Source organism: Ensifer sp. ENS11, from assembly GCF_014851895.1.
In the GTDB taxonomy this organism is placed as follows: Bacteria; Pseudomonadota; Alphaproteobacteria; order Rhizobiales; family Rhizobiaceae; genus Ensifer; species Ensifer canadensis.
On record NZ_JACVAN010000022.1, the window covers coordinates 26,183 to 47,042 of the forward strand.

A 20,860-nucleotide genomic window follows, 5' to 3' on the forward strand; every position below is an offset into this window, starting at 1 on the left:
TCGCCGGACGCCGGTGTTTTGCGGCCAATGTGGGCGGGGCTCAACGGGAACCCAAATTGCCCAAAAGCCTATTTCAGCGCCGCCAGACCGGGATCGCCCTGCTTCTCGAAGGTCTGAACTTCCTTGTTGTAGTAGGTGCCGTCATCAGCCTTGGTTACTTCGCGCAGGTAGATGTTCTGCGTGATGTGGCGCGATTCCGGATCGATGGAAACCGGGCCCCTCGGGCTCGTCCAGGAAAGACCCTTGACTGCATCGACGGCCTTCTGCGCGTCCTGCTCGCCGCCGGTCGCCTCGATCATCTTGTAGATCACATGCATGCCATCATAGGCGCCGACCGAGGGGAAGGAGAGTTCGGCCGGATTGCCGATGGCCTTTGCGGCCGCTTCGACAAAAGTCTTGTTTTCCGGACTGTCGTGCGAGACGGCGTAGTGGAACGTCGTCTGGATGCCGAGCGCTGCTTCGCCAAGCGCCGGCAGATCGGATTCCTGCGTCAGATCGCCTGGAGCAAAGAACTTGATGCCGCCGCTCTTCAGGCCGTTTTCGTTATAGGCTTTGACGAAACCAAGCGTGGTCGGGCCCGACGGCAGGAAGGCGAAGACGCCTTCGGCACCAGAGTCCTTGATGCGCTGCATGATCGGCGAGAAGTCGTTGGTGGCAAGCGGCATGCGAATGGCTTCGACGACCTGTCCACCGGCCGCCTCAAAACCGGCCTTGAAGGCATGTTCAGCATCGACGCCCGGGCCGTAGTCGCTGACCACCGAGATGACCTTGGAGACGCCCGCATCCTTCGCCACCTTGGCGATCGGCGTCGAGGTCTGCCAGGTGGTAAACGAGGTACGCACCACCAGCGGGCTTTTGGTCACGATCGCCGACGTCGCCGCGTTCATGATCACCAGCGGCACGTTGGCCTGTTCCAGAAGCGGCGTGACGGCCATTGCATCGGGAGTGAAGTAGAAGCCGGCCAGATACTGCACGCCTTCCTTGACGACCAGCTCCTGGGCAAGCGCCTTCGATTGCGCCGGATCGGCCTGCGGCACGTCGCGATAGATGATCTCGATATCATCGTCGCCGACCTTGCTGCCGTTCAACGCCATATAGGCGTCGATGCCAGCCTTGAAGTTCTTGCCCTGCAGCGCGAAGGGACCGGAAAAGGGTCCAACGACGCCGATCTTGATCGTGTCCGCATAGGCTGCACCGCCCATGACCAAGGCCGCGAGCGCGGCCAGAATTGTCCGTTTCATATTTCCTCCCTGTGGCACCGTCCACTCCCGCTGCGGGCCGTCATCGCAAAGCAATTCGATTTTGATGTCTGTCAGTTTGCCATGCGAAACGGTGATGCAAAAATGAAATATGGGGTGGAAATCATAATTCAACAGTTATGTTTTGTCTTGGTTTTCGGTGAGCGTTTAACTATGGCACTAGCACCGGAGACCTGGGTCCAAAGCGTGTTGAACAAAGCGCTGCCCGGCGAAGACAGAGATTTAGCGCTTAACCCAAGGTGCGTACCGATTCCTCCCGGCACCGGCAGAATCTCGCCGCGTGACCAACCTTTGAATTCGAGATCTTCGGTGCGGAGTACTTCTCAGGGAGCGCACTTCCACGCATGAATTCACGCAGGAAATTCGTGCTGCGGCGAAGCGAGCGCAGCTTCTACGCGATCCTGCGATAGCAGCAGTGACTTCCATCCACGAGGAGAGCGATGGTCGATAGCGCACCATCTGGCGCAGCGATCAACTGGTTCGTGTTCGCAGATCGGTTCAATCAAAAAAATTGAACACTTCATTCGTTCGCACAAACTTTGGTTTGGCGGCAGTCGTTCCGACCACCTGGGAAGAAGCCTAACGCCAATGCGCGCTCGGCCGTTCATAATACCGTAATCGAACTTTCATCGTTTCATCATTCGATTTGGCAGGGAATGTCACACTCAACTGTTAGCAAGCGCTCCGGCTCATTCGTGTCGCCGATTTTGGTGACCCCCATTCTGCAAGGAGCGTTTTGCAATGAGAGACTCCGCCACCACGTTCGCACTTATCAGCCTGATGGCAACCGCCGCGTTTGGCCCTTCACCAGCAGCAGCTGAAACGACGAAATTCGAATTCTGGTACGGTCTTTCGGGTGATCTTGGAGAGCGGGTTCAGGAAGCGTGCAAGAAGTTCAACGATAGCCAGCCCGAATTCGAAATCGTCTGCACCACGCAAAACGGATACGACACGACCCTGCAAAACACTATTGCGGCATACCGCGCCAAAAAACAGCCCGCGATCACGCAGATCTACGATGCCGGCACCCTGGACATGATGCTGTCCGGCGCGTTCGTGCCGGCCAAGAAGCTGATGGCCGACAACGGCTATACGATCGATTGGAACAATTATTTCGGCGGCATCGCCAACTATTATGCGACCGCTGGGGGCGAACTGAATTCCTTCCCCTTCAATTCCTCGACTGCAATGTTCTATTACAACGTCGATGCGTTCCAGAAGGCCGGCGTGGACTTCAAGCCCGACACCTGGGAACAGGTCGAGGAAGCGGCCCGCAAGCTGAAGGCCGCCGGCTTCGAATGCCCGCTCGCTTTCAACTTCGACACATGGCCGCTCATGGAGCAGTTTTCGGCCATTCATAACCAGCCGATCGCCACCAAGGCGAATGGTTACCAGGGGCTGGATGCCGAACTCGTCGTCAACAAGACCAAGTTCGTCGATCACGTGAAGTTCTTCAAGAAAATGGCAGACGAGAAGCTCTTCGTCGTCAAGACCAAGCAGCTTGGCATGGATACCGTCCCTGCCTTCACGTCCCAGACCTGCCAGATGATACAGACCTCGATCGCCGACCATGGCACCATCGGCAAGTCCCTTCCCGAGGGCGTGAAGTGGGATGTCGCCATGTTGCCGGTATGGAAAGGCACAGAGCGTCAGAATTCGCTGGTCGGCGGCGCATCCCTTTGGGTGCTGGCTGGCCGTCCGGAAGCGGAATACAAGGGTGCAGCAGCATTCCTCAACTACATCGCGACACCGGAAATGGCCGAGTGGTGGTCGACGGTGACGGGATACATTCCGGTAACGAAGACCGGTTTCGACGCGATGAAGTCCAACGGCTTCTACGACAAGGCGCCCTACAAGGGGCGTGAATTTGCCATCCAGAGCCTCTCGTTCACGCCGACGTCGGAAAATACCCGTGGCATTCGCCTGGGCGGCTTCACTCAGATCCGCAAGGAATTCGCAACGGCCCTCGAAGCGATCTTCATGCAGAATGCAGACGTGCAGGCCGAGCTCGACAAGACGGTCGAACGTGGCAACGCAGTGCTGCGTCGCTTCGAGAAAACCTACGCCGGTCAGACGCTGAACTAAAATCTGATCCGTCGGGAGCCTGCCTGAGCGATGGCAGGCTCCCATACCTGTTCTTACGCACGGAATTTGCACACATGGACAAGCGCGCGGCCTTTCGTAGCTGGTGGCTGCCCAGCCTATTCGCCCTGCCACAGATCATCCTGATCCTGTTCTTTTTCTACTGGCCGGCGGTCGCGGTGTTGCGCTGGGCATTCACGCTCGAACCGCCCTTCGGTGGAACTGCGGAATTCGTCGGACTTGCCAATTTCAAGGAAGTGTTCGCCGACCCGCTCTACTGGAATTCCGTTGGGGTCAGCCTGGCGTTCGCCCTTTGTGGCACCTTGGCTACGATCTTTATCGGCCTTGTTCTTGCCCTGGCGGTTGACCGCCAGCTACCGGGTTCCGCGCCCTTCAGGTTCCTCTACATCCTGCCTTACGCGATTGCGGGACCTGCTGCCGGCATGGCCTTCCGTTTCATCCTGTCGCCAGAGCGCGGGCTGATGGCATCGGTCAACGCCGCCTTTCCGGACTTCTGGAACCCAGCCAAGTATGGCAGCCATGCCCTTATTCTCGTCATCGTCGTGTTTGCCTGGAAATGGGCGGGCTACACTTTCATCTTCCTTCTCGCAGGTCTGCAGTCTGTCCCGCGGTCGCTCATCGAGGCTGCAGCGATGGACGGCTGCGGCCCGATACGCCGCGCGCTCGACATCCAGATACCGATGCTTGCGCCCACGCTTTTCTTCCTGCTCGTGATCATGATGACCGAAGGTTTCGTCGGTGCGGACACTTACGGCATCGTCGCGCGTACGACGGATGGCGGCCCGAACCACGGCACGGATGTGATGGTCTTCCGCATCGTCGAGGAGGCGTTCCGTGGACTGAACTACTCCGGCGCGTCGGCCCAGAGCCTCGTGCTCATCGGCCTCATCATGATCTTCACCTTTATCCAGTTCCGCTTCATCGAGCGCCAGGTCCATTACAAGTGAGGCAGTCATGATTCAGCGGACCCCTTTCGCAAACGCCCTCACCTATGGCGTGATGATCTTCGGCTTCCTCCTGCTGATAGGTCCCTTCATCGTCATCGTGTCGGGCGCGAGCCAAACGTTTCAGCAGGTCAACGCCATACCCTTCAGTTTCCTGCCGCAGGATCGCCTGTTTGAGAATATGAGCGCCGCCTGGACGCGGGCGAACCTCGGGACGGCGATGTTGAACAGCTTCGTGATGGCCAGCCTCGTGACTGTCGGGAAGGTCGCACTGTCAGCGTTGACTGCCTTTGCCATCGTATTCTTCCGAACCCCGCTGAAGGGCTTCTTTTTCTGGATGGTGTTCATCACGTTGATGCTGCCGCTTGAGGTGCGTGTCGTGCCCACCTACGCAGTCGCTGCCGATTTGTTTCAGCCCGTACGGCTTCTCATCTCCGCTGCGACTGGTTTCGAGGTGTCCCTCGACTGGAACCTTCTCAACTCCTACGCCGGTCTCACGCTGCCGCTAATCGCAACGGCCACCGGAACATTCCTTTACCGCCAATTCTACCTAACTCTGCCCGATGAACTAGCCGAGGCCGCGCGAATGGACGGGTCGGGCCCGGTCCGTTTTTTTATCGATATGCTCTTGCCGCTCTCGCGCACCAACATGCTCGCTCTGACCACGATCATGTTCGTCTACGGCTGGAACCAGTATCTCTGGCCGCTCCTGATGGTGACGGACCCTGCCTATAAGACCACGATGATGTCGCTGGTCGCACTCCTGCCGGCCGACAACGGCACGCCGGATTGGAATGTGACGCTCGCCGGATCGCTGATCATCATGCTGCCCCCATTGGTCGTCGTTGCCGTCTTGCAGCGCTGGTTCGTACGGGGCCTGGTGGCCACCGAAAAATGAAACCGCTTCCCCCATCTGCAGAATAAAAGAGGTCCTCGTTCATGGCTGACATCGCAATTCGCGCCGTGCGTAAATCTTACGGCAAGACCCCCACCTTGCATGGCATCGACCTTGTTTTTGCGTCGGGAGAATTCGTGGTGATCCTCGGCCCATCAGGCTGTGGCAAATCCACACTTCTCAGGATGATCGCGGGACTGGAGGAAATCACCGCGGGTGAGATCGCCATCAACGGACGGGTCGTTAACAGGCTTGAACCGCGCGAACGCGGTTGCGCCATGGTGTTTCAGAATTACGCCCTCTATCCGCACATGACGGTCGCGGGAAACATCGGCTATGCCCTGAAAGTCGCTGGCGTACCAAAGGCAGAGCGCCTTCGCCGCATCGAGGAGACAGCCAAGATCGTCGGGCTCGCCGACTATCTCGATCGCAAACCCGCGGCCCTCTCCGGTGGCCAGCGGCAACGGGTTGCCATGGCGCGCGCGATCATCCGCGAACCGAACGTATTCCTTTTCGACGAACCGTTGTCGAATCTCGATGCCAAGCTTCGTGTCACCATGCGCGCCGAGATCCGCAAGCTCCATCAGCGCCTGTCGGCAACGTCCGTTTTCGTCACGCATGATCAGGTAGAAGCGATGACTCTCGCAGACAAGCTGGTCGTCATGAACAAGGGCGTCGTCGAACAGGTGGGCCAGCCGCTTGACATCTACCACCGCCCAGCAAGCATTTTCGTCGCCTCCTTCATCGGTTCGCCGGCGATGAACCTGTTTGACGCTCACATCAACGTCGATGACGCCTGCCTTGCGTTCAGCGGCACGAAGATGCCGATCGACAGGGCTCTTGCCACACGCTTGGGTGAAAGACGTGTGACCGTGGGCATTCGTCCGGAACAGTGTGTTGTTGCCACTGGGGCAAGAGGCATCTCGATGAAAGTGGACTTTGTAGAAGAGCTCGGAGCTGGCCGCGTCATCCACTCGGAATTGGATGGCCAGCCCTTTGCAGCCTGTGTCGATGAAGAGACGTACGTAAGGCCTGGCGACCGGATCGCGCTGGAACTGCCGCTTGCACATTTGCATTTGTTCGACCGAGAGACTGGTCGGCGTATCGAGCTTGAAGTCGAGCCTCGCAGTGGCCGCAATGCGCGGCAGGTGCTCGAAGCAGTCTGATCATCGCAACATCGAAGGAGATGGAAATGAACGAGTTCATATCCGCTATTGGCTTTTGCAACCGGACGGGCAAGGGAGATCTGTCGAGCCTTGACGCTTCTTTGCGCGAAATCGCCGATACGGGCGCGGATGCCTGCGAGATCGGGATCTATGGCGAGGAGATCATCAGCCGAGGTCGCCTCATCGAGGATCGGCTCCAGCGCGTCGCCGACATCACGCGCAAGTACCGTTTCAAGAAGCTTTCGCTGCACGGTCAGATCGTATCCAACTTCATGGATCGCCAGCATCACGATTTGCAGAAGAAGGTCGTGAGAGCGATGCTCGAGCTGTGCGATCGGCTCGGCGCGGGAATCCTTGTCCATCACTCCGGCGCGGCGCAGCTTGCCGCCGGAGAGAGCGCCGCTGATCTCGACAAGATGGAACGCGACGCACTCGCAGAGATGTCGGATATCGCAAAAGGATATGGGGTACGCATCGCGCTTGAAAACATTTTCACGACGGAAACGGGACAGTATCGGCAAACACCGAGCCAGGTCGCCGAAACAGTCCGTTCGATCGGCTCCGACAACGTCGTTGCGCTTATCGACTTCTCGCATGCCTACATCGAGGCCACGCATCGCGGGCTGGATTTTCGCGAGCAATTGCGGGCAATGGCACCGGTGGCAGGCCACCTGCATGTTCACGACAGTTTTGGGCTGCCCTACTCCATGAACCGCTTCTATCATCCAGCTGAGGCGACGGCACTAGGCATCGGAGATTTGCATCTGCCAATTGGTTGGGGCGATATTCCTTGGGATGACATCTTCGCCGAACTGATCTTCCTTCCAGACACGGCATTAATCATGGAAATAAACGCCGAGCGTTTTGCCGATCAGCAACCTGCGAGCCTGGAACGGGCAAGGCGTTTGGCTACCGTGGTGGGCCTTCGATCAGCTGCCTGACGAAGTTCCGGATAGCGCGTTACCATCCATGTTGATTGGTTGTCCGGCCGCACATGTGCGGCGGGACAACTGCACCATCCCTAGAAGCGCGTTCGTCAGACGGCCCGTTTGATCGCTATTACGAACCGATACAGACCGACGCACGGCGGAACTCAATCCGGCACGCCGGCGCTTTCCGGGGCGCAGTTTCTGACTTGGCAGTGATCAGAAAGCGATACTGCTCCGCTCACTCCGAAAGCAGCACCCGCGTGAGGGCGTGTCCGACGTCGGCGAGGCCGTCGATAACGTTGAAATGATGTTTGTCCGGTTCCGCGGTCGCGGCCGTTGTTGCACCCAGTCCGGTCCAGATATTGGCCAGCAGAGCGCTCTGGCGCAAGAACTCGGCCCGTTCGCCGCCCCCGACCCAGCAGGTGATGCGGGCATTTGCCATGGGGCGCAGCAGAGCCGGGCTTTCCGAAAGCGCCTCGCTCTCGTCGATCGCAAGCCTCTCGTTCATCGTGGTTGCCATGATCGGACGCAGGTCATGAACGCCCGAGATCGAGACGACGTTTCGAATCCGCTGCTGTACATGCGGCGCCAGCGGCGCGGTCGTCGTGATCATCCGGCTGACGAGATGCCCTCCGGCCGAATGCCCGGTCAAATTCAGCGGCCCATCGACCAGCTTCGAGGCCTCGCCGATGGCCGCAGCTACCTCTTCGACGATCCCAGCGATGCGAATTTCGGGGCAAAGCGTGTACGAGGGGATGGCGACGGCGTAGCCGCTGGCAACAGCGCCGGCGGCCAAATGCGACCAAAAGCTCTTATCGAGTTGCAGCCAGTATCCACCATGCACGAAGACGACAAGGCCCTTGGCTGAGCCATCAGGGAAAAACAGGTCCATGCGGTTTCTCGTCCGCTCGCCATAGCGGAGGTCGAGTTTTGCACGCCCCGCTGCCCGAAGGGCACTGCGAAAGGCTTCGGCTGGCTTGACCCAGGCTTCCGGCCATAGGTCGCCACGAGCGATATTCGAGCCATTCGCATAGGCGTCGTCCCAATCGGTAATGCGGCGTTCCAGCATCGATTTAATCCTCCTAGTTTTCTCCTCAGGCGTAGCAATCGCCTGCCAGACCGGTAAACACAATGCCATCATCCAAAAAAAACTTTAGGCTTGAAATAGTTTTTGAGCGGTGCGATGCTGCCCCATGTTCAGCCGAGAAGTGGAGGTCTCGCTGTGCCTATCACCATCATTGGAGTCGTCTCAGCGACGACGCGCTTCATCGGCAACGATCCGGCGACGCCCGCAACCGGTTTGCACGGCCGAGCTCCGCACGAACGCAAGAATTATAGCCGGCTTTAAAAATGCCTGAGCAACAGGCAGGAACGGAACAGGGGATTAGCCGCCACATGCTTGGACCGACTTCACACGTCGATACGTTTACCCGTGACCATCTGCCTCCGCCGGAAGAATGGCCAGACTTCCTTCTCGAAGGCTTCAACTATCCGGACCACCTTAACGCCGCCGTCGAACTGACCGACGCCATGGTCGCCAAGGGCTTTGGCGACCACACCGCCCTGATCGGCAACGGTCGTCGGCGAACGTACAAGGAACTTTCCGACTGGACGAACAGGCTGGCCCATGCGCTTGTCGAGAATTACGGCGTCAGGCCCGGCAATCGCGTGCTCATACGCTCGGCCAACAACCCCGCCATGGTCGCCTGTTGGTTGGCAGCCACCAAGGCCGGCGCCGTCGTCGTCAATACGATGCCGATGCTCAGAGCCGGAGAGCTGACTAAGATCATCGACAAGGCCGAGATCAGCCTGGCGCTCTGTGACACACGTCTGATGGACGAGATGGTCGCCTGCGCCAAGGATAGCCGCTACCTGAAACAGGTCGTCAGCTTCGACGGGACTGCAAACCACGACGCTGAACTTGACCGGATTGCACTCGACAAATCCGTCCTCTTCGAGGCGGTGCACACCGGTCGGGACGACGTGGCGCTTCTCGGTTTCACCTCGGGCACGACCGGGATCCCGAAGGCAACCATGCACTTCCATCGCGATCTGATGATGATCGCAGACGGCTACGCCAGTGAAGTCATAGGGGTCACACCCGACGATATCTTTGTCGGCTCGCCTCCACTTGCATTCACCTTCGGCCTCGGTGGCCTTGCGATCTTTCCCTTACGCTTCGGGGCGGCAGCAACGCTTCTTGAGCACGCGACGCCCGCGAACATGGTGGAGATTATCGAGAAATACAAAGCAACGATCTCGTTCACCGCCCCTACCGCCTATCGGGCGATGATGAAGGCGATGGACAACGGCGCGGACCTTTCATCACTGCGGGTTGCAATTTCGGCCGGCGAGACACTGCCGGGCCCCGTCTTCGAGGAATGGACGAACAAGACTGGCAAGCCGATCCTCGACGGGATCGGCGCGACAGAGATGCTGCACATCTTCATTTCCAACCGGTTCGAGGACCGCAAGGCCGCCTCGACCGGGAAGCCCGTCGGCGGCTACGAAGCACGGATCGTCAACGACGAGATGCAGGAAGTTCCTCGCGGCACGATCGGCAAGCTTGCAGTGCGCGGCCCGACCGGCTGCCGCTACATGGCCGATCCGCGCCAGCGTGACTATGTCCGCGATGGCTGGAATCTCACGGGTGACGCCTTCTATCAGGATGAGGAGGACTTCTTCCATTTCGCCGCCCGATCCGACGACATGATCATAACCGCGGGCTACAATATCGCCGGCCCAGAAGTCGAAGCGGCCTTGATCTCGCATCCGGAAGTCGTTGAGTGTGCCGTCGTCGGTGCACCCGACGCCGAGCGCGGCGAGATCGTCGAGGCCTATGTCGTGCTGTCGGCCGGCGTGTCGGCAGACGAGGCGACGATCAAGCGCTTGCAGGATCACGTGAAGGCGACGATCGCGCCCTACAAATATCCACGGTCGGTAAAATTCCTGGACAGCCTGCCGAAGACAGCCACGGGCAAGATCCAGCGGTTCCGATTGCGGTTGGAGAACTGAAATGAGCGAACCATACGATCCTTCCAAGGAAGGCGCCCAGATGTCGTTTAAGGGGCGCATGTCCTACAGCGACTACCTCATGCTGGAGAAAGTGCTGGACGCACAGGAGCCGCTCTCAAAGGCTCATGACGAGATGCTGTTCATCATTCAGCATCAGACGTCTGAACTCTGGATGAAACTCGCGCTGCACGAGATCAACGCGGCTGTCCGGTCGATCCGTGAAGACCGGCTGGAACCCGCCTTCAAGATGCTGACGCGCGTGGCGCGCATCTTCGAACAGTTGAACAGCGCCTGGGACGTGCTTCGCACGATGACGCCCAGCGAATACACGCAGTTCCGCGAGTCTCTGGGGCAGTCATCCGGCTTCCAGTCGTGGCAATACCGGGCGATCGAGTTCCTCGCCGGCAATCGCAACGTCGCCATGCTCGGACCACACACGCATCGTCCCGAGATCCTTAAACAGCTGGAAGCGATCTTAGCCGCACCGTCGCTCTATGACGAGGCGATCCGGCTCCTGTCTCGCAAAGGGTTCGATGTCGGCGAGGAAGCAGACAGGACGGATTGGCGCGAAACGCGCACGGAAAGCGACAAGGTCTTTGCGGCCTGGCAGACGGTCTACCGCGATCCCGAGCGCTACTGGATGCTCTATGAGCTCGCCGAGAAGCTGGTCGATTTCGAGGATTACTTCCGTCGATGGCGCTTCAACCACGTCACGACGGTGGAGCGCATCATCGGCATGAAACGCGGAACCGGGGGAACATCCGGCGCGTCCTACCTCAAGAAGATGCTCGAGGTGGAACTCTTCCCAGAGCTCTGGCATGTGCGCACAGGTCTCTGATAGAACACAACTCAAAAGGGAACCTACTAGGAGGAGAACAGCATGAACCGCATTCTGGCAGCGAGCGTTTTTGGCCTCGTGCTTGCGACGTCGAGCCTTGCCTACGCCGAGCCGGTGAAAATCGGCGTCATCACCACGCTTTCGGGCGGCGGCGCCGGTCTCGGCATCGACATGCGCGACGCATTCACGCTTGCGATTAAGCAATCGGGCAACAAGGACGTCGAGCTGGTGATCGAAGACGATGCCCAGAAGCCGGAACTTGCGGTGCAGATCGCCGAGAAGATGATCCAGGGCGACAAGGTCGACCTGATGACAGGGATCATCTGGTCGAACCTCGCCATGGCCGTCGTTCCGAACGCGGTAGCACAGGACGTGATCTATCTCTCGCCCAATGCCGGCCCTTCGGCGCTTGCCGGTGCGAACTGCAACCCGAACTATTTCAACGTCGCCTATCAGAACGACAACTTCCATGAGGCGATGGGACAATACGCCAACAAAGACTACAAGAACGCCTTTGTCCTGGCGCCCAACTATCCGGCCGGGAAGGACGCGCTGACCGGCTTCAAGCGCTACTACAAGGGCGACCTTGCCGGCGAGATCTATACCCAGGTCGGCCAGACGGACTATGCCGCAGAGATCGCCCAGATCCGCGCCTCCGGTGCCGATAGCGTCTATTTCTTCCTGCCCGGCGGCATGGGCATCGCTTTCATGAAGCAATATGCCCAGTCGGGCGTCGGCATCCCGGTTATGGGGCCCGGGTTCTCCTTTAGCCAGGACGTTCTGCCGGCGATCGGCGACGCGGCCCTTGGCGTCAAGAATTCGGCAACCTGGTCCAAGGATCTCGACAACGAAGCCAACAAGAAATTCGTCGAAGCCTTCAAGGCCGAGTACAAGCGCCTGCCCTCGATCTACGCGGCGCAGAGCTGGGATACGGCGAACCTGATCCTCGCAGCGCTTTCAAAGGCGAGCGTCAAGGACAAGGACGCCTTCCGTGCGGCGCTCAAGGCAGCGGATTTCAAGTCCGTGCGCGGCGAGTTCGCCTTCAACAACAACAACCACCCGATCCAGAACATCTACGTTCGCGAGGTGGTGAAGGAAGATGACGGCGTCCTGACCAACAAGATCATCGCGACTGCCTTCGAGCATCACAAGGATGCCTACGCCGAGAAGTGCGGGATGTAAGACTTGCACCCGTCGTCGCCCGGGTGCTCGGCTTTCGTGCTGACATCCGGTCGATGATCCATGCGCCCCTCACACCAAGCTTGGACCGGTCTCTTGTTCACCGCACTCCTGATCGAACAACTGCTCAACGGGCTCCAGCTCGGCGTGATGCTGTTTCTGATGGCCGCCGGCCTGACGCTGATTTTCGGCGTCATGGGTCTGATCAATCTCGCCCATGGCTCGCTCTACATGATCGGCGCCTTCGCCTGCGCCACCGTCGCAGCCGCGACCGGCTCCTTCTGGCTGGGGCTGATCGCCAGCCTCACGGCCGCCGCCGGCGTCGGTGCGATCATCGAGGTCGCCGTCATCCGCAGGCTCTACGACCGTGATCATCTCGATCAGGTGCTTGCCACCTTCGCGCTGATCCTGATCCTGTCCGAAGGTGCGCGCTGGATTTTCGGCCCGTTCCCGCTCTATCTCGATATACCGCCCCTGCTTCAGGGCGCTGTGCCGCTCCCTGGCGGCGGTCAGTATCAGCTCTATCGCCTGGCGATCATCGGCGTCGGCATCGCGGTTGCCGTCAGCCTTTATCTGCTGATCTCCAGGACCCGGCTCGGCATGCGCATCCGGGCGGGCGAGTCGGACCGCGAGATGATCGCAGCGCTCGGCGTCGATATAGGCACGCTTTACACAGTCGTCTTTGCGCTCGGCGCAGCCCTTGCAGGCCTTGCCGGCGCCTTGGTCGGGGCGCTGCAGTCGGTGCAGGTCGGAATGGGCGAACCGGTGCTTATCCTCGCCTTCGTCGTCATCGTCATCGGCGGCATCGGCTCCATCAAGGGTGCGCTCGTCGGCGCTGTGATCGTCGGGGTCGTCGATACCATGGGCCGCTTCCTGCTGCCCTCGCTGCTGGCATTGACCATGCCCGCATCGCAGGCAACCACGATCGGGGCGGCGCTGGCCTCGATGCTGATCTATGTCGTCATGGCCCTCATCCTCGCCTTCAGGCCGAGCGGCCTGTTTGCCGCGCAGTCGTGAGGTCCCGATGAACCGCGAAACGACAGTCAATCTGCTTCTGGCGCTCCTCCTACTCGGCGCACCGCTTGTCGCCGTCGGCATGGGCGAGCCCTTCTATGTGACGCTTGCAACCCGCGTCGCCGTGCTGGCACTTGCCGCCGTCGGCCTCAACCTGGCGCTCGGGCTCGGCGGGCTGCTTTCCTTCGGCCATGCAGCCTTCTTCGGCCTCGGCGGCTATGTCGCGGGTATCCTTGCGACGCACGCCTTCAATGGCGAACCGCTGTTCGCCGACATTCCGGCAACCACGTCGATGCCACTCATCTGGATAACGGCGGTGGTGGTCGCAGGGCTCGTTGCGTTGCCCATCGGTGCGATCAGCCTGCGCACGACAGGCGTCTATTTCATCATGATCACCCTCGCCTTCGCGCAGATGATCTACTATTTCGCAATCTCCTGGCCGGCCTATGGCGGCGAAGACGGCCTGTCGATGTCGATGCGCAACGCCTTTCCCGGCGTCAATACCGCCAAGCCCCTGCCCTATTTCCTGGTCTGCTACGCCGCGCTGATGGCAACGCTTCTCCTGTTCCGCATCGTCGAGGGTTCACGCTTCGGCAGTGCCCTGCAGGCAGCGCGACAGAACGGCACCCGCCTTGCCGCCGTCGGCATCGCGCCCTTCAACATCCGGCTCGTCGCCTTCGCGGTCTCCGCGATGATCACCGGATTTGCCGGTGCGCTCTATGCCGATCTCAATCGCTTCGTCGGCCCTTCGATGCTGTCGTGGCACATGTCGGGCGAACTGATCGTTCTCATCATTCTCGGCGGCAAGGGCCGGCTGTTCGGGCCCGTCGCCGGCGCCATGATCTTCGTGTTCTTCGAATATGTGCTCGGCGGCATCACCGAGCGCTGGCAGTTCTTCCTCGGCCTCATCCTGCTCGGCATCGTGCTTTTTGCACGCGGCGGGCTGCTGGGCCTGCTCTCGGGAAAGCCGCGCCATGTCTGAGGCCATTCTTGAAATCCGCGACCTCAGAAAATCCTTCGGCGCGCTCAAGGCCACCGACGGGGTGAGCCTTAAGCTTCACCCGGGACAAATCCATGCGCTGATCGGTCCGAACGGCGCCGGAAAAAGCACGCTGATCCACCAGATCGCCGGTTCGCTCAAGGCCGATAGCGGCACGATCCGCTTTCTCGGCCACGACATCAGTGGGCTCGACATGGCCGCCCGTGCGAGGCTTGGACTTGCGCGCAGCTTCCAGATCTCCTCGCTCGCGCAGGAGTTCTCGGCCCTTCGCAACGTCATGCTAGCGGTGCAGGCAAGCCGTGGCAGCAGCTTTCGTTTCTTTCGCCAGGTGGTCGATGACAAGGACCTGACCGAACCGGCAATGGCGATGCTGGAGCGCGTCGACCTCGCCGCGCGCGCCCATGTACCCGCAGCCGCACTCTCGCACGGAGAACGCCGGCAGCTTGAAATCGCCATTGCGCTGGCGCTTTCGCCGAAGGCCTTCCTCTTCGACGAGCCGATGGCCGGCATGGGGCCGGAGGGCTCCAAACGGCTGACGTCTTTCCTCGATGGGTTGCGCCAGCAGGCACCGATGCTGCTTGTGGAGCACGACATGGACGCGGTCTTTGCACTGGCGGATCGGATATCCGTGCTTGTCTATGGCCGCATCATCGCGACGGGCACGGTCGAGGAAATACGCAGCGACCCGGAAGTGCGCCGCGCCTACCTGGGAGAAGCCGCGTGAGCCTGCTGGAACTGAAAGGTCTCGAAACCTTCTATGGCGCTTCCCAGGCGCTCTTCGGCGTCAATCTCGATGTGCGGGAGGGCGAAGTGGTTGCGCTCATGGGCCGCAACGGCATGGGCAAGACGACGACGATCAACTCCATCCTCGGCCTCGTGCGCCCGCGCTCAGGTGTGATCAGCTTCGCGGGCAAGGCGATCTTCGGCATGCGGCCGCACCGGATCGCCAGACTCGGCCTTGGCCTCGTGCCCGAAGGACGGCGCTGCTTCCCGAACCTCACCGTCATGGAAAACCTCGTTGCCACCGCTCGTGGCAGCGAGTGGACCTTGGAGAAGGTGGTCGCGCTCTTTCCCCGCCTCGGCGAACGGCGCGACCAATATGCCAATACGCTTTCCGGTGGCGAGCAGCAGATGCTTGCCATCGGCCGGGCGCTGATGACCAATCCCAGCCTGCTCATTCTGGACGAGGCGACCGAGGGCCTGGCGCCAGTGATCCGGCAGGACATCTGGTCGGCGATCCGTACGCTGAAGACGGCCGGCCAATCGATCCTCGTCGTCGACAAGACGCTTTCGGAATTGCTACCCCTCGCCGACCGCTGCTTCGTGCTGGAGAAGGGCGCGACGGTGTTCACGGGATCGCCGGCAGCGCTGACGCCGGCGCTTCAGGATCGCTATCTCGGCGTCTAAGCTTTCAGTCAGGCGGCGGGAATGCCGCCACCAAGCATGACGGAATAGGCCACAGCGTCGATATTGCCGCCGGAAATCACGCAGACGATGTTTCCCTTAAGGTCCGGTCGGGCGATCGCGGCGGCAAGTGAGGCGGCGCCCGCACCTTCTGCCACGATCTTGGCCTTCCTGAACAAAAGCCGCATCGCGTCTGTCACCTCAGCGGGACTGACGGCAATGGCCCCGTCGATCAGTTCGCGTGCGACCGGCCAAAGCTGCGGGACCAGCGACGGAGCGCCGATGCTCTTGATGAAGGACGGGCGGGTTTCGATCATCACAATCCGCCCCGCCTCAAGTGCGGCGCAAACCGGGGCGGCGCTGTCGTCTTCGACCGCAAAGACGCGTGCCGACCGGGAACCGATCTTGATGGCACTGGCGACCCCGGTGGTCATGCTGCCGCCGCCATAGGGGGTCAGCACCACGTCGACATCGGGCAGGTCCTCGACGATTTCCATGCCGATCGAGCCGTTGCCGGAAAGCACCGCCTGATCGGTCACCGGATTGATCAGCAGTTCCGGCGCATCCGGGCTGTCCGCGCAGACAATGTAGTCCCACCAGGTCTCCGCGCTCACGAAGCGCACCTCCCCGCCAAGGTCGCGCACGCCCTCGATCTTGGTCTGTGGCGCTCCGCGGTACATATAGGCGACCATCGGAACACCGATGAGGCGCGCGGCCCAGGCCATGCCGTAGGCCATATTGCCGGAACTCGTGACCGCCACGCCGCCCCGCAGAGCAGCAGGGTCGCGCGACAGCACTGCATTCAGCGCTGGGCGGAGCTTGAAGGCGCCAATCGGAGAAAGCGTCTCCAGTTTCAGGAAGATTTGCCGGTCCGAAAGTCCGAGGTCGAGCCTGACCAGCGGCGTGCGCGCGACGTGGGGAGCGATGCGGCCACGCGCCTCGGCGATTTCGTCCAATGTCGGCCGGTGTGGTGCAGCGGTCATTGCGAAAGTCCCCTGGGCGGCGCGATCTTTATCGGCGTCTCAGTGTGACGCTGCGGGCGGTATGCCGCCCGCAGCTTGTCGATGCTATCAGATCAGGTCACGGCCGCACGAACGGCAAAGCGCGCATCCTGCCATGTACCGGTGCGCAGGATCTCTTCCAGAATTTCGACCGCCTGCCAAACGTCGGCGTAGCTTACATAGAGCGGGGTGAAACCGAAACGAATCGTCGACGGCGCGCGGAAGTCGCCGATGACGTCGCGGGCGATAAGCGCCTGCATAATCTCGTAGCTGTTGGGATGGCTGAACGAAACCTGGCTTCCGCGCCTCGCGCCGTCACGTGGGCTCTCGAGCTCGAGGCCGTAGGCGCCGCATTTCGCCTCAACCAGCGTGATGAAGAGGTCGGTGAGCCGGATGCTCTTCTCACGCAACTTGGTCATGTCGACCTCGTCCCAGACGTCGAGTGCGCCCTTGAGCGCCCGAAGCGACAGGATCGGTTGCGTTCCGCAAAGGAAGCGGCGGATCCCCTCGCCGGCCGCGTAGTGCTTCTCGAAGGCAAAGGGGCGCGCATGCCCCCACCAGCCACTGAGCGGCTGGCGGATATCGCCATGGTGACGCGTCGCGGCATAGATGAATGCTGGTGCTCCGGGACCGCCGTTCAGGTACTTGTAGGTGCAGCCGACGGCAAAATCGACATCAGCGCCCTCAAGATCGATCGGCAGCGCGCCTGCCGTATGGCAGAGATCCCAGATGATCAGCGCGCCATGCTCATGCGCCTTGCGCGTCAGCGCCGCCATGTCGCGCAGTTCGCCGGACTTGTAGTTCACGTGGTTGACCAGAACCACGGCAACGTCACTGTTGATCAGGTCTTCGATCTCGGGCGCATCGACCCCTTCGAGACGCAGCGCCGCACCCGGACGCGTCGAGACCACGCCCTCGGCCATGTAGAGGTCGGTCGGGAAACTGCTGCCTTCGCTGACGATCACCGAGCGCTCCGGCCGCAGCGCCATCGCCGCATGCAGGGCCTTGTAGATGTTGATCGATGTGGTGTCGCAAACGACCGTCTGGCCGGCCGCCGCGCCAATCAGTCGGCCAACCCGGTCCCCGAGCGCAAGCGGCATCTCGAACCATCCGGCCGTGTTCCAGCTTCGGATGAGATCCTGGCCCCATTCCTCCGTCGCCGCCTTGCGAAGCTCGTCGAAGGCAGCGGTCGAAGCAACGCCGAGCGAGTTGCCGTCGAGATAGATGAGGCCCGGTGGCAGGATGAAACGATCGCGCATCGGACGTAGCACGTCGGCCGCATCCATCGCCTCGATCGCTGCAAAATCAGGAACTGCACTCATGAAGATGGTCCTTGGTTATTCACGAACGGTTTCGCGGGCGGGTGCCGGCCCGCGGCTTCGCTTGATGCTCGGAAGAGCCAGCATGGCGAGAACGAAGAGGCCAGTCGCAAGTTTCAGATCCGGTGGTGGCATGCCGGCGGCCAGGCAGAAGGAGACGAGCTGATAGTAGACGACCGCGCCGACAAACGGGGCGGCGAGTTGGCGCAACACGCTTTGCTTTCCGACGATCGCCTCGCCGATCATCAGCGCCGCGAGCCCATTGATAAGGATGCCGAGGCCCATGTTGACGTCGGCAAAGCCCTGCGACTGCACCATCAGCGCTCCGCCTGCCGCCGAAAACGCGCCGGCAAGCCCGACGCCGCCGATCGTCGCCAGCCAGACGTTGATGCCCTGCGCTTCCGCCATGTCGGGATTGGCACCGACGGCCCGGATCGCCGTTCCCTTCTCGGTCCTGAAGAAATGATAGAGCAGGAAGAAGACGATGAGTGCGATGAGGCCGGCGACAACGATCTTGCTTGCCGGGAAGCCCGGCTGCAGCCCTGGCACCCAGTCGAACATCGTCGGCGCCCCGAAAACCGACAGGTTCGACCGGCCCATGATGCGCAGATTGATCGAATAGAGCATCGTCATCATCAGGATGCCGGCAAGCAACGTGTGAATGCGGAATCTCAGATGGATGAACGCCGTGCAGCAGCCGGCGACAAAACCGGCGAGGAGTGCGATGGCAATCGCGGCGAGCGGCGACATGCCGGCCGCCATCAGTACACCGCAGACGCAACCGCCAAGCGGGAACGCGCCCTCGCTGGTCAGATCCGGGAAGCTCAGCATGCGAAACGGGATCATGATCCCCAGCACGACGAAGGCAAGGATCAGGCTCTGGGCCAGCGTGACGGGAACGAGCGAGACGAAACTCGCGATTGTGTTTTGAATAATATCCATGATCGTCAGCTCGCCAGGAACATGCGGTCGGTTTTGACGGAGAAATGGCCGATCAGGTCCGGCACCGTCGTCTGGGCCTTGTCCTTGCCATCGATTTCGAGGCGGACGCGCCCGGCATCGAGCATGACGACCTTGTGGCCGAAATCCACGGCATGCTGCATGTTGTGCGTCACCATCAGCGTCGTCAGCTTCAAGGCTTCGACGGCGCGGATCGTTGCTTGCATGACGATGTCGGCAGTGCGCGGGTCGAGCGCCGCGGTGTGTTCGTCGAGCAGCAGCAGCTCCGGCGAACCGCCGACCGCCATGATCAACGACAACGATTGCCGTTGGCCACCCGACAGTAGCTCCACGCGCGTGTCGAGACGCTTTTCGAGGCCGAGGCCCAGAAGCGACAGGCGCTCCTTGTAGGCGGTGAGCCTTGCCGCGTTCAGCCCGCGGCGCAGGGTGCGCTTGTTGCTTCGAAGCTCGGCGAGCAGCATGTTTTCGGCCACCGTCATGCTGGCGGCGGTACCGCGCATCGGGTCCTGGAACACGCGCGCAAGCCGCATGGCGCGTTTGTGCACGGGCGTCGCCGTCACGTCGTCGCCATTGATGACGATCTGGCCGCTATCGAGCGCGAGCGCCCCGGAGATGGCGTTGAGCATGCTGCTCTTGCCGGCGCCGTTCGAGCCGATGACGACGCCGAACTCGCCTGTTGCAAGGCTGAGGCTGAGGCCGTCGAGTGCGACCTTTTCGTCTGCCTGCCCCTTGTAGAAGACCTTGCGGGCCGATCTGATTTCCAGCATTGGCTCCCCCTCATAACCCATGAAGTGACGGCGCTCCCGACGCCGTCACCTATTCGCCCAAAATCAGTCGACCAGGCAGCCGCAATCGGCGAGCGATGCCGGTATTGCGATGCCGAAGGCCGCCGCCGCTTTCTTCGAGATCAGCGGTGCATGGTCCTCATAGCTCGGACGCGACGGCGCGATCGTCTTCGGGTCCTTGCCCCCAAGGATCTCCGCGGCAATCTTGCCGGCATTCATGCCGACCTGCTCGTAGTTGACGGCAAAGCTTGCCGGCACGACGCCGTCGCGCACAGCACCATCGTCGGAGTTGACGATCGGGATCTGCGCCTGGCGTGCAGCCGCCGAGACGGCGCCGATTGCCGGCTGGAGCAGGTTGGATGCGGGCGTATAGATCACGTCGGCCTTGCCGGCGAAGGAGGCAATGCGCTGCTGGATGTCGTTGACGTTGTCGACGCCAACGGCCACGACCTCAAAGCCGGCGGCCGGTGCAGCCGCCTTGATCTTCTCGAGCAGCGCCGTGTCGTTCGCCTCGCCAGGGTTGTACGGCACGCCGAAGCGCTTGGCCTCCGGAAGGAGCTTGCGGGTAAAGGCCATCACGGCAGCCACATCCTGAAGGTCCGTCGCGCCAGTCATGCCGTCGTCACCCGCCCCCCAGGACGGAACCAGCTTCGCGGCGACCGGATCGGTGACGGCGGAAAAGATAACCGGAATACCGGATCCGGCGAGCGCCTTTTTGGCGATCTGCGAGACCGGCGTTGTGATCGTGTAGATCAGTTTCGGTTGCTCGGCCTGCAGCTTGGCAATCATCTGCGGAACAAGCGAGGCGTCGAAGTTGGTGTGGCTTTCAGTGTAAACGACATCGGTGCCCTCGACGAAGCCGTTTTCAGCGAGCGCCTTCTTGAAGCCGGCGATCGATGCGCTCAATTGCGGATGTTCGCCGAAATTGGCGATGCCAATACGGATCGGATCGGCAGCGGCCGTTCCCGCTCCCCACGCCAGCGCGCCGGCGACAACCAATCCCGAAAGCCAAGTCCTCTTGCTCATACATCCCTCCCAGAATTTGACGA

At 61.0% G+C, this 20,860-nt stretch carries 19 protein-coding genes; 12 read left to right on the forward strand and 7 right to left on the reverse strand.

The window, feature by feature from the left end:
- Positions 1-68: 68 nt before the first annotated feature.
- The gene (locus IB264_RS28310; protein WP_192434452.1) at positions 69-1,241 is read right to left on the reverse strand and encodes an ABC transporter substrate-binding protein; all 1,173 of its coding nucleotides are present in this window, start codon (positions 1,239-1,241) and stop codon (positions 69-71) included.
- Between the two features lie 759 nt (positions 1,242-2,000).
- Here IB264_RS28310 and IB264_RS28315 point away from each other — a divergent pair.
- The 5 genes from IB264_RS28315 (at position 2,001) to IB264_RS28335 (ending at position 7,308) form a co-directional block, all read left to right on the forward strand.
- A complete protein-coding gene (locus IB264_RS28315; protein ID WP_192434454.1) occupies positions 2,001-3,344 on the forward strand; it encodes an extracellular solute-binding protein in 1,344 nt (447 codons plus the stop codon).
- A gap of 74 nt (positions 3,345-3,418) precedes the next feature.
- Positions 3,419-4,309 carry a carbohydrate ABC transporter permease gene (locus tag IB264_RS28320; protein ID WP_057204681.1) on the forward strand — a complete coding sequence of 297 codons (891 nt, stop codon included), beginning with the start codon at positions 3,419-3,421 and terminating at the stop codon, positions 4,307-4,309.
- Positions 4,310-4,316: 7 nt separating this feature from the next.
- Positions 4,317-5,204, forward strand: coding sequence for an ABC transporter permease subunit (locus IB264_RS28325; protein WP_025429097.1), 888 nt, complete (start codon positions 4,317-4,319; stop codon positions 5,202-5,204).
- A 41-nt stretch (positions 5,205-5,245) separates the two neighbouring features.
- Positions 5,246-6,367 carry a sn-glycerol-3-phosphate import ATP-binding protein UgpC gene (locus IB264_RS28330; protein ID WP_057204684.1) on the forward strand — a complete coding sequence of 374 codons (1,122 nt, stop codon included), beginning with the start codon at positions 5,246-5,248 and terminating at the stop codon, positions 6,365-6,367.
- A gap of 26 nt (positions 6,368-6,393) precedes the next feature.
- Entirely contained in the window at positions 6,394-7,308 is a 915-nt protein-coding gene (locus IB264_RS28335) for a sugar phosphate isomerase/epimerase (RefSeq protein ID WP_057204686.1), read from the forward strand.
- A gap of 226 nt (positions 7,309-7,534) precedes the next feature.
- Here IB264_RS28335 and IB264_RS28340 read toward each other — a convergent pair whose 3' ends face one another.
- Positions 7,535-8,365, reverse strand: a complete 831-nt coding sequence (locus IB264_RS28340; protein WP_057204688.1) for an alpha/beta hydrolase — start codon at positions 8,363-8,365, stop codon at positions 7,535-7,537.
- 326 nt (positions 8,366-8,691) lie between these two features.
- Between IB264_RS28340 and IB264_RS28345 the strand changes: the two genes are divergently transcribed.
- From IB264_RS28345 to IB264_RS28375, 7 genes are all read left to right on the forward strand, one after another.
- Positions 8,692-10,311 (forward strand): benzoate-CoA ligase family protein, encoded by a 1,620-nt coding sequence (locus IB264_RS28345; RefSeq protein WP_192434456.1) that lies wholly within the window; start codon positions 8,692-8,694, stop codon positions 10,309-10,311.
- A gap of 1 nt (position 10,312) precedes the next feature.
- A complete protein-coding gene (gene kynA / locus IB264_RS28350) occupies positions 10,313-11,149 on the forward strand; it encodes a tryptophan 2,3-dioxygenase (RefSeq protein WP_192434458.1) in 837 nt (278 codons plus the stop codon).
- A 42-nt stretch (positions 11,150-11,191) separates the two neighbouring features.
- Positions 11,192-12,331: an ABC transporter substrate-binding protein gene (locus IB264_RS28355; RefSeq protein ID WP_025429103.1), complete on the forward strand. Its 1,140-nt coding sequence runs from the start codon at positions 11,192-11,194 to the stop codon at positions 12,329-12,331.
- A gap of 93 nt (positions 12,332-12,424) precedes the next feature.
- Positions 12,425-13,345, forward strand: coding sequence for a branched-chain amino acid ABC transporter permease (locus IB264_RS28360; RefSeq protein WP_192434460.1), 921 nt, complete (start codon positions 12,425-12,427; stop codon positions 13,343-13,345).
- A 7-nt stretch (positions 13,346-13,352) separates the two neighbouring features.
- Complete coding sequence (locus IB264_RS28365) at positions 13,353-14,324, forward strand: branched-chain amino acid ABC transporter permease (RefSeq protein ID WP_192434462.1); 972 nt, start codon at positions 13,353-13,355, stop codon at positions 14,322-14,324.
- Complete coding sequence (locus IB264_RS28370; RefSeq protein WP_192434464.1) at positions 14,317-15,066, forward strand: ABC transporter ATP-binding protein; 750 nt, start codon at positions 14,317-14,319, stop codon at positions 15,064-15,066. The genes IB264_RS28365 and IB264_RS28370 overlap by 8 nt, the downstream gene beginning before the upstream one ends.
- Positions 15,063-15,749 (forward strand): ABC transporter ATP-binding protein, encoded by a 687-nt coding sequence (locus IB264_RS28375; RefSeq protein ID WP_057204698.1) that lies wholly within the window; start codon positions 15,063-15,065, stop codon positions 15,747-15,749. Before IB264_RS28370 ends, IB264_RS28375 begins: the two co-directional genes overlap by 4 nt.
- 8 nt (positions 15,750-15,757) lie before the next feature.
- Here the strand turns inward: IB264_RS28375 and IB264_RS28380 are convergent, their stop codons facing one another.
- The 5 genes from IB264_RS28380 to IB264_RS28400 form a co-directional block, all read right to left on the reverse strand.
- A complete protein-coding gene (locus IB264_RS28380) occupies positions 15,758-16,729 on the reverse strand; it encodes a threonine/serine dehydratase (protein ID WP_192434466.1) in 972 nt (323 codons plus the stop codon).
- Between the two features lie 92 nt (positions 16,730-16,821).
- Positions 16,822-18,069, reverse strand: a complete 1,248-nt coding sequence (gene kynU / locus IB264_RS28385; RefSeq protein WP_192434468.1) for a kynureninase — start codon at positions 18,067-18,069, stop codon at positions 16,822-16,824.
- 15 nt (positions 18,070-18,084) lie between these two features.
- Positions 18,085-19,008: an ABC transporter permease gene (locus IB264_RS28390; protein WP_192434470.1), complete on the reverse strand. Its 924-nt coding sequence runs from the start codon at positions 19,006-19,008 to the stop codon at positions 18,085-18,087.
- A gap of 5 nt (positions 19,009-19,013) precedes the next feature.
- A complete protein-coding gene (locus IB264_RS28395; RefSeq protein ID WP_025429111.1) occupies positions 19,014-19,793 on the reverse strand; it encodes an ABC transporter ATP-binding protein in 780 nt (259 codons plus the stop codon).
- Between the two features lie 63 nt (positions 19,794-19,856).
- Positions 19,857-20,837 (reverse strand): ABC transporter substrate-binding protein, encoded by a 981-nt coding sequence (locus IB264_RS28400; protein WP_192434472.1) that lies wholly within the window; start codon positions 20,835-20,837, stop codon positions 19,857-19,859.
- Positions 20,838-20,860 lie beyond the last annotated feature (23 nt).